General features: G+C 63.8%; 10 protein-coding genes. 6 read left to right on the forward strand and 4 right to left on the reverse strand.

Annotated features, from left to right (window positions below; translation table 11 throughout):
* Positions 1 to 76: 76 nt before the first annotated feature.
* Entirely contained in the window at positions 77 to 538 is a 462-nt protein-coding gene (locus tag ACFXHE_RS43820) for an SDR family NAD(P)-dependent oxidoreductase (protein WP_379391667.1), read from the reverse strand.
* Between the two features lie 42 nt (positions 539 to 580).
* Positions 581 to 1,021: a nitroreductase family deazaflavin-dependent oxidoreductase gene (locus ACFXHE_RS43825; protein WP_379391669.1), complete on the reverse strand. Its 441-nt coding sequence runs from the start codon at positions 1,019 to 1,021 to the stop codon at positions 581 to 583.
* 197 nt (positions 1,022 to 1,218) lie between these two features.
* Here ACFXHE_RS43825 and ACFXHE_RS43830 point away from each other — a divergent pair, with 197 nt between their 5' ends.
* From ACFXHE_RS43830 to ACFXHE_RS43845, 4 genes are all read left to right on the forward strand, one after another.
* Complete coding sequence (locus ACFXHE_RS43830) at positions 1,219 to 1,812, forward strand: TetR/AcrR family transcriptional regulator (RefSeq protein WP_379391671.1); 594 nt, start codon at positions 1,219 to 1,221, stop codon at positions 1,810 to 1,812.
* 260 nt (positions 1,813 to 2,072) lie between these two features.
* Positions 2,073 to 3,326, forward strand: coding sequence for a glycosyltransferase family 4 protein (locus ACFXHE_RS43835; protein ID WP_379391673.1), 1,254 nt, complete (start codon positions 2,073 to 2,075; stop codon positions 3,324 to 3,326).
* A 40-nt stretch (positions 3,327 to 3,366) separates the two neighbouring features.
* Positions 3,367 to 4,098 carry a class I SAM-dependent methyltransferase gene (locus ACFXHE_RS43840; protein ID WP_379391675.1) on the forward strand — a complete coding sequence of 244 codons (732 nt, stop codon included), beginning with the start codon at positions 3,367 to 3,369 and terminating at the stop codon, positions 4,096 to 4,098.
* The gene (locus tag ACFXHE_RS43845; protein WP_379391677.1) at positions 4,085 to 5,110 is read left to right on the forward strand and encodes a prenyltransferase; all 1,026 of its coding nucleotides are present in this window, start codon (positions 4,085 to 4,087) and stop codon (positions 5,108 to 5,110) included. Before ACFXHE_RS43840 ends, ACFXHE_RS43845 begins: the two co-directional genes overlap by 14 nt.
* Before the next feature lie 46 nt (positions 5,111 to 5,156).
* Here ACFXHE_RS43845 and ACFXHE_RS43850 read toward each other — a convergent pair whose 3' ends face one another.
* Both ACFXHE_RS43850 and ACFXHE_RS43855 read right to left on the reverse strand, forming a co-directional pair.
* Positions 5,157 to 5,825: a class I SAM-dependent methyltransferase gene (locus ACFXHE_RS43850; RefSeq protein ID WP_379391679.1), complete on the reverse strand. Its 669-nt coding sequence runs from the start codon at positions 5,823 to 5,825 to the stop codon at positions 5,157 to 5,159.
* 1 nt (position 5,826) lies between these two features.
* The gene (locus tag ACFXHE_RS43855) at positions 5,827 to 6,570 is read right to left on the reverse strand and encodes a glucose 1-dehydrogenase (RefSeq protein ID WP_379391681.1); all 744 of its coding nucleotides are present in this window, start codon (positions 6,568 to 6,570) and stop codon (positions 5,827 to 5,829) included.
* 116 nt (positions 6,571 to 6,686) lie between these two features.
* Here ACFXHE_RS43855 and ACFXHE_RS43860 point away from each other — a divergent pair, with 116 nt between their 5' ends.
* The gene (locus ACFXHE_RS43860; RefSeq protein WP_379391683.1) at positions 6,687 to 7,772 is read left to right on the forward strand and encodes a diacylglycerol kinase; all 1,086 of its coding nucleotides are present in this window, start codon (positions 6,687 to 6,689) and stop codon (positions 7,770 to 7,772) included.
* Between the two features lie 126 nt (positions 7,773 to 7,898).
* Positions 7,899 to 8,234: a TetR family transcriptional regulator gene (locus ACFXHE_RS43865; protein ID WP_379391685.1), complete on the forward strand. Its 336-nt coding sequence runs from the start codon at positions 7,899 to 7,901 to the stop codon at positions 8,232 to 8,234.
* The last annotated feature ends 27 nt before the right edge of the window (positions 8,235 to 8,261 follow it).

Here is an 8,261-nt window from a genome sequence, read left to right on the forward strand (position 1 = left end):
TGAATGACCGGCGCTTACGAGGAGGCATGGAGACATCCTTCCAGCAGGACCTTCGGTCCTGCCAAATCGGTGTCCACTATTCGGGGGAAGCCTCAAAGGACCCGGTGTTGATGATTGCGCCCGTGCCCTTGGCCGCCATGAGTGGTGCAACCAATCGGCAGGTATTGAAGACGGTTGTGAGATGAGAGTCGAGTAACTCTCGCCACTGCACAGGACTGACCTCGAGGATCGAGGATCCCGGTGGTTCAGCGATCCCGGCGCAATTGACCAGGATGTCGATCCCTCCGTACTCCGCAACGCATGTCTCCACGAGTTGCTCAGCGAGCTCCGTGTCCGCGGCGGAACCCGCTATGCCCGTTGCCTTTCCGCCGTCACGCACGACGAGCGCCGCGGCTTCACGCACCGCGTTCTCGTCCCGGGAGTTGATGATGACACCCGCACCGCGGGCTGCCAACTCTCGTGCAACACTCAGGCCGACCCCAGTGCCACCTCCGACAACTACCGCTGCGCGATCGGCCAACATCCGATCCTTCAGCACGTTCGACCTCCTCATATGTGTCTGTTTTCCGGCAAACCAGGACTACGTGCCCGAACGGGGAACCAAGACCACTACAGGAATCTCGCGATCTGCCCATGATCGGTAGCTGTCGAAATCAGCATAGAGTTCGGTCAAGGGCTTCCAGAGTCGTTGCCGCTCTGCGGAATCGGCGACGTGCGCGGTCACTGCCTTACGCTCGGCACCGACATGGATGTGCACATGCGGATTCGCCAGCAGGTTCAGGTACCACTGGGGGTGCCGGCTCCGTCCACCATGGGAGGCGACGACGACGAACCCGTCGGCGTCGACAAGGTACAGCAGGGGCGCCGTGAAGACCTTGCCGGAGTTACGACCTCGATGCTCGAGGAGCAAGGTCGGGACGGGCCTGCGGAAGCCCGCGCCGATGCGCCAAGTTCGCCCGACACGCCCTTTACTTGCACGGTACACCGCGGCCTGCAGGCGAGAGCCGTACCGGATGATCATGGCCGCACCGCGGGAGTCCAGGCCATATGGTCGTCGTTTCAACCCGCCACCTCTGTACCGAGGACCGCATCATCAGGCGCGTCCGACTATCTCAACACTATTCCAGACAACTGTACGGAAGATATTCCGATAATCGATTCGATACAAGACCGCTAGCACATTGCCCTGGTCACAAGACTTAAGTAGGATCCAGACACATGTCCGAACTCGCATCTACCGGCGTGGAAGCCACTCGACGGCGCCTCACCGGCAAACAGGCCGACACTGTCGACCGCCTCACTGCGGCCGCAGTCGAAGTGTTGTCGCGGGAAGGCTACGCGGGCACAACGATCAGACTGGTCGCCGCCGCCGCAGGCGTCGGCACCGCCACCGCCTACACGTACTTCTCCTCCAAGGAACACCTGATCTCGGAAGTGTTCTGGCGTCGCCTCATGTCGACCCCACCATTGGAGCTCGGCCGATCCGATACAGCCACCCGCGTCGTCGCCGTCCTCCGCCAAGTGTCGATGCTGGTCGCAGACGAACCCGCACTGGCCAGCGCGGTCAGCAGCGCGCTCCTCGGCGACGACCCCGATGTTCGACATCTTCGCATCCGCATCGGTACAGAAATCCGCAACCGACTCTCCGCCGCACTCGAATCCCGCGACCCGGAACGTCTTTCGATGCTCGAGTTGCTGTACGCCGGAGCGCTGCTCCAGGCAGGCATGGGGCTGTTGACCTACCAACAGGTCGCCGACCTGTTGGAGATCTCCGCGCGGCGAATACTGACCGATCCCAGCAACGGGAGCTGACCCGGCATTCGCGCGCTCAACCCCGAGCGCCCCTCCACCGATGGCCGCCGACCAGCACACGGGTCGGCGGCCATCGACGTCCATGGAGTCGGACTTGCCGTCCGTCAGTAACCATAGTACTGTCCAGACACTTGTCCATAACATGTCCGGACAGCGTTCTGAGAAGGATCTTCGATGACTCTGGCAAAAGCGCAGCGAGTCGCTCCGAGCAAAGAGCGCGGAACGACGAGGCACGCGGAACTGTCGAGGGTGGGCGGTTGATGCGAATTGCGCTGCTGTCGTACCGCTCCAAGACCCACTGCGGGGGTCAGGGCGTTTACGTCCGATATCTGAGCCAGGGATTGGCCGAGCTCGGCCATGAGGTCGAGGTGTTCTCCGGCCAGCCCTATCCCGAGAACCTCGATCCCCGAGTGCGGCTCACCGAGGTCCCCAGCCTCGACCTCTACCGGGACGACGACCCTTTTCGTACGCCCCACCCGCGCGAGCTCCGAGACCGTATCGATCTCCTCGAACTCGCCACCATGTGGACCGCAGGATTTCCCGAGCCACGCACGTTCAGCCTTCGTGCCGCACGGCTGTTGCGCTCGCGTGCAACAGATTTCGACATAGTGCACGACAACCAGTGCCTCGGCTACGGATTGCTCGATATTGCGGAACGCCTTCCAGTGGTGGCGACCATTCACCATCCGATCACCCGCGACCGCGCGCTGGATCTGGCCGCGGCGACCTGGCGGCGGAAGCCCTTCGTACGCCGCTGGTACGGATTCCTCCGTATGCAGGAGCAGGTGGCACGCCGACTCCCGGACCTGATAACCGTGTCCTCCTCCTCTGCTGACGACATCGCCGCGGACTTCGGAGTGTTGCCACGTCAGTTGAACACCGTCCCGCTCGGCGTCGACACCGCGCTGTTCCGACCGCGCGACGAACCTCGAATGCGCAACCTGATCGTGGCCGTCGCGAGCGCGGACAAGCCGCTCAAGGGCATCGGCCATCTGCTCGAAGCCATTGCCCGGCTGCGTCACTCGCACGAGATCGAGCTGCGTTTGGTGGCCAAGCTCGAGCCGAACGGCCCGACCGAGAAGGCGATCGCCGAACTGGGACTGACGGACATCGTCACGACAGTCAGCGGGTTGACCGACGAGCAACTCGCCGAATTGCTCGCCTCCGCGCAGATCGCCTGCATCCCTTCCTTGTACGAAGGGTTCTCGCTGCCGGCCGTGGAGGCCATGGCCAGCGGTACCCCGTTGGTCGCCACTCGCGCGGGAGCGTTGCCCGAGGTCACCGGCACCTGCGCGGAGCTGGTCGAGCCTGGCGATGCCATCGCGCTGACCCGCGCCTTGAGTCGATTGCTGCGCGATCCGAATCAGCTGCGGCACATGGGAAAAGCTGGTCGACGACGGGCGGTGGAGGTCTTCAGCTGGCCCGCGGTCGGTGCGCAGACGGTCGCGGTTTACGAGCAGGCGATCGAGAGGCACCGCCGTGGCGCTCCATCCAGCTCCTCCACCACGCAGTGATTCACAGTTCGACGAGCATTATCGGCAGACAGGAGATTTCATGCTGACCGTGGATTTCGATCATCTGGGAGTGGGCCCGGGAGTGCGGGTGATCGATGTCGGCTGTGGCACCGGCCGCCACTCGTTCGAGGCATATCGACGCGGCGCCGACATCGTTGCGTTCGATCAGAACGCGACCGAGCTCGCCGAGGTCGACCTCATGTTCGAGGCCATGGCCGCGACCGAGGAAGCGCCGGCGTTCGCAAAGGCCGAAACCGTCCGCGGCGACGCCCTCGATCTCCCGTACGGTGCAGGCGAATTCGACGTGGTCATCGCCTCGGAGATTCTCGAGCACATCCCACAGGACCAGCAAGCGATCGCCGAACTCGCGCGGGTCCTCAAACCCGGCGGCTTGCTGGCCGTGACGGTTCCCCGCTGGCTTCCCGAACGTATCTGCTGGGCATTGTCGGACGAGTACCACGCGAACGAGGGCGGACACGTCCGGATCTACCGGGCCGATGAACTGCGCGACAGGGTCGTCGCGTCCGGGATGCGCTATCTCGATCAGCGGTTCGCGCATGCGCTGCACGCACCGTATTGGTGGCTCAAATGCGCGGTCGGCGTTCGCAACGATACCCATCCGGCAGTCCGGGCATACCACCGAATGCTGGTGTGGGACATGATGTCCGGACCGACGCTCACACGCATGGCGGAACGAATCCTCGATCCGCTCGTCGGGAAGTCCGTCGCCTTGTACTTCGTGAAGCCGGCGGTGCCCAGTGGCGCTCGCTGACCTTCCCTCGGTGCCCGGCGTCCTCTCCGGCCGCGATGTGCGTCGCAGCGCCGAATCCATCGCCGCCGCACAGGAACCCGACGGCGCGCTCCCCTGGTTCACGGGCGGCCACACCGATCCGTGGGATCACATCGAATCAGCCATGGCGCTGACCGTGGCGGGCCTGTGGGATCAAGCCCGCGCGGCCTACGTCTGGTCGGCCAAGACCCAGCGCGACGACGGTTCCTGGCCCATGCAGTTCCGCGCGGGTGTCATCGAAAATCACGACGCCGACGCCAATTTCTGCGCGTACCTGGCGACGGGACTGCTTCACTTCCACACTCTCACCGGCGACCGCGAGTTCACGGCCGAACTGTGGCCGACCGTATCCGCCGCGATCGACTTCGTATTGGGGCTGCAGCTTGGAGAACATGGCGAGATCCACTGGTCGGCAAGCGAATCCGGCAGTTCCGGCGAGGCACTGCTCACCGGATGCTCAAGCATATTCCACAGCCTCGGCTGCGCGGTGACATTGGCGGAATCCCTGGGCGATCCACGACCGGACTGGGCGGCGGCTCGCCGCCGACTCGCGCACGCGTTGCGTGGGCATCCCGACGCCTTCCTTGACAAGTCCCGGTATTCGATGGACTGGTACTACCCCATCCTCGGCGGCGTGGTGCGCGGACCTCGGGCCTCGGATCGGATTCGGCGCGACTGGGACAAGTTCGTTGTACCCGGTCTGGGCATTCGATGCGTCTCGGATGCGCCCTGGGTCACGGGTGCCGAAACCTGCGAATTGGCTTTGGCATTGGACGCCAACGGTGACCCAAAGGCGGCCGCGAAGCTGTTCGCGGATGTCCAGCATCTGCGTGAGACGGATGGATCGTATTGGACCGGACTGGTATTCACCGATGACCAACGGTGGCCGGAGGAACGCACGACCTGGACCACCGCGGCCGTCATTCTGGCGGCGGACGCAATCTCGCGGACCACGCCCGCCAATGGCATATTCCGCGAGGCCGCCCCGTTATGACCACCCGCTCTACAGGAGACGATCCGAACCAGCGAGGATTCGACGCTCAGTGGACCGCTGCGGCGGGCAGTTCATCGACGGCGGTACGCCGCAGCACCCGCAGGGAGCCCGTCGACGAAACCTCGACGAACCGGCCGGAATTCAGCGCACGACAATAGATGCCGAAAGGCGCTCGGCCACCGTCCGCCGGATCCGGGAACACATCGTGAATGGCCAGCAGACCCCCGACCTCCACCCATCGCGCCCAGCCCGAGTAATCACGTTGAGCGGCATCCTCGCTGTGACCGCCATCGATGAACAGCATGCGAAGTGGAGCCCGCCAAACCCGTGCGGCGGCCACCGAGGACCCGATGATGGCGATGACGGTGTCGGTCAGACCGGCACGCACCATGTTGCGGCGGAACGCGGAAACGGTGTCGAACACGCCGGTCTCCGCGTCCACCAACGTGGTGTCGTGGTACTCCCACCCCGGCTGATGTTCCTCCGAGCCACGATGGTGGTCGACCGTGAAGACCGTGGCCCCGGTCTCGATCGCGGCAGCACCCAGATAGATCGCCGATTTGCCACAGTACGTACCAATTTCGAGGACTGTTCCGTCACCCGCGGAAGCCCGGGCCGCGTCATACAGAGCGCGGCCCTCCTCGTGCGGCATGAACCCCGGCACCTGTCGAGCCAGTTCCAGTAGTTCACCAGAACGAGCGGCGACGCTCGTCATTTCATCTCCCCGTCTTGTGCGGAACCGCGGTCACCAGGCCACCGTCCACGATGAATTCCGAGCCGGTGGCGTACGAGGATTCGTCACTGGCCAGGAACAGCACGAACGTCGCGACCTCGGACGGCTGAGCGGGCCGTCCGAGCGGGATGGTGACCAGATCGTCGGGAATGTTCTCCGTCATCGGCGTCCGGATCAGTCCCGGGTGTAGCGAATTGACACGAATGTTGTGCTGGGCCAGCTCGAGTGCCGCCGACTTCGCCAGACCTCGTACTCCCCATTTCGATGCCACGTACCCGTGTGCCCAGGGCGCGCCACGCAACCCTTCGATCGAGGAGACATTGATGATCGACCCGCCGCCTGCTGCGATCATCGGTGCCACAACCGCGCGCATCCCGAGAAACGTCCCCGTCAGGTTGACGTCGATGATCTGACGCCACTTCCCCAGATCGAAGCTTCCGAGCGGTCCGCCGTTGACGATGCCGGCATTGTTGACCAGGACGTCGAGCTTGCCGAAAGCCTCTACCGCCTCGTTCACGGCGGCATCCCAATGCACCGGGTCGATCACATCGAGATGCACGTAATGTGCTGCGGGACCGAGTGATTCGACCAGGGCTTTGCCTTCGTCGTCGAGAATGTCGCCGATTACGACCTTGGCTCCCTCGGCTACCAATAGTTCCGCGTGCGCGGCGCCCATCCCCCGGGCCCCGCCACTGATGAGTGCAACTTTGTTGTCTACACGTCCCATGGCGGCCACGCTAACATACCGACTGGAAGCTAATCCAGACTACTGTCCGGATATCTGAACGGAATATGGTACGCCCGCTACTGCGAGGCCATTTCCGCAGCTCACAAGGAGTACCCATGCCCATCCGTGTCGCCCATGTCGGCACCGGAAACGTCGGCCGCCTAGCACTGACCGGCCTCATCGAGAGCCACCGTTACGAGCTGACCGGCGTCTGCGTGTCGACGCCGAGCAAGGTCGGCCGCGACGCGGGCGACCTCGCCGGACTGAACGTCACGACAGGCGTCACCGCGGTCGGCGACCTCGACGCACTACTGGCAACCAGGCCGGATTGCATTGTCTATTGCGCGATGGGCGATACCCGCTTGTTCGAGGCGATCGAGGACTGTCGCCGCATCCTCGCCGCCGGGGTCAATGTGGTCGGCTCAGCACCCGGACTGCTCCTCTACCCATGGAACGTACTCCCCCAGAAGTACATCGAACCTGTGGAACAGGCTGCTCAACAGGGCAATTCGAGTATCTTCATCACCGGCGTCGATCCCGGGTTCGCGAACGACCTACTCCCCCTGGCCTTGACCGGAACATGCCAGACCGTCCAGCAAGTCCGGTGTATGGAGATTGCCGACTACGCCACCTACGACGGGGCGACAGTCATGTTCGACGTCATGGGCTTCGGAAAACCGCTCATCGAGGTTCCGATGCTGTTGCAGCCGGGGGTTCTCGGCATCGCCTGGGGTCCCGTGATCCGGCAGCTCGCAATGGGACTCGGAATAACGCTCGATTCGATCACCGAGCATTACGAACGCATCCCCACCACCGAGGCCTTCGATATCGCCGCGGGTCGAGTGCCCGCGGGAGGCGTGGCAGCACTACGGTTCGAACTGCATGGAATGGTCGGAGAGCATCCGGCCATCGTCATCGAACATGTGACACGTCTACGCGAAGATCTCTGCCCCGACTGGCCCCGCCCCGCGCAAGAGGGGGGCTCCTATCGCATCGAGATCACAGGCGAGCCGTCCTATGTCGTGGATATCTGCCCGACCAGCGACAAGGGCGACCACAACCATGCCGCGATCGTCGCCGCCGCGGGCCGCATCGTGAACGCTATTCCAGCCGTCATAGCCGCGACTCCCGGAATCCGCACGACGCTGGATCTTCCGCTGGCCACCACGCCCGGCAACTTCACGTCGACACCCCAGCGGTAACGATCCCATCGAGCCGGATCACAGGCTTGTCCCCTCCAGCGAGCCAGACTACTATACGGACACATGTCCGATCGAATGTCCACATCGTGCGGGGTGTCCACTACCGGGACGGATCCGACCGAAACCTTGGAGCGACTGCTCGATTCGGCTCGGACCATCGCCGCCCGGGACGGATGCGACAACCTGACCATCCACGCCGTCGCCGCAGCAGCCGGGGTCGCCAGTACCGAAGCGCATGCCTACTTCGGTTCCGATGCTCAGGTCATCGCGGAAGTACTGTGGCGGCAGCTCATTTCGTCGCCCCGCACCGCTTCGTACGGTGCGGGTTCCCGGATGATCGACGAACTGCGTAGCGAGGCTGTCGATACCCTGCGACTTCGCGCTCGAACGGCAGTGACTGGGCCCCGGTTGCAGGTCCACCGGTTATGCGAGTTGGATTTGTTGCTCGAACTCGGTCGGTGACCATTGCTGACGGAATGCGTTGGGGCT

This window comes from Nocardia sp. NPDC059229 (genome assembly GCF_042754165.1).
In the GTDB taxonomy this organism is placed as follows: Bacteria; Actinomycetota; Actinomycetes; order Mycobacteriales; family Mycobacteriaceae; genus Nocardia.

Bases quoted from the DNA above. Each gene is read 5' to 3' on its own strand.
- ACFXHE_RS43840 (WP_379391675.1), top strand. From the start codon at position 3,367: ATGCTGACCGTGGATTTCGATCATCTGGGAGTGGGCCCGGGAGTGCGG.
- ACFXHE_RS43830 (WP_379391671.1), top strand. From the start codon at position 1,219: ATGTCCGAACTCGCATCTACCGGCGTGGAAGCCACTCGACGGCGCCTC.
- ACFXHE_RS43825 (WP_379391669.1), bottom strand. From the start codon at position 1,021: ATGATCATCCGGTACGGCTCTCGCCTGCAGGCCGCGGTGTACCGTGCA.
- ACFXHE_RS43855 (WP_379391681.1), bottom strand. From the start codon at position 6,570: ATGGGACGTGTAGACAACAAAGTTGCACTCATCAGTGGCGGGGCCCGG.
- ACFXHE_RS43835 (WP_379391673.1), top strand. From the start codon at position 2,073: ATGCGAATTGCGCTGCTGTCGTACCGCTCCAAGACCCACTGCGGGGGT.
- ACFXHE_RS43860 (WP_379391683.1), top strand. From the start codon at position 6,687: ATGCCCATCCGTGTCGCCCATGTCGGCACCGGAAACGTCGGCCGCCTA.
- ACFXHE_RS43850 (WP_379391679.1), bottom strand. From the start codon at position 5,825: ATGACGAGCGTCGCCGCTCGTTCTGGTGAACTACTGGAACTGGCTCGA.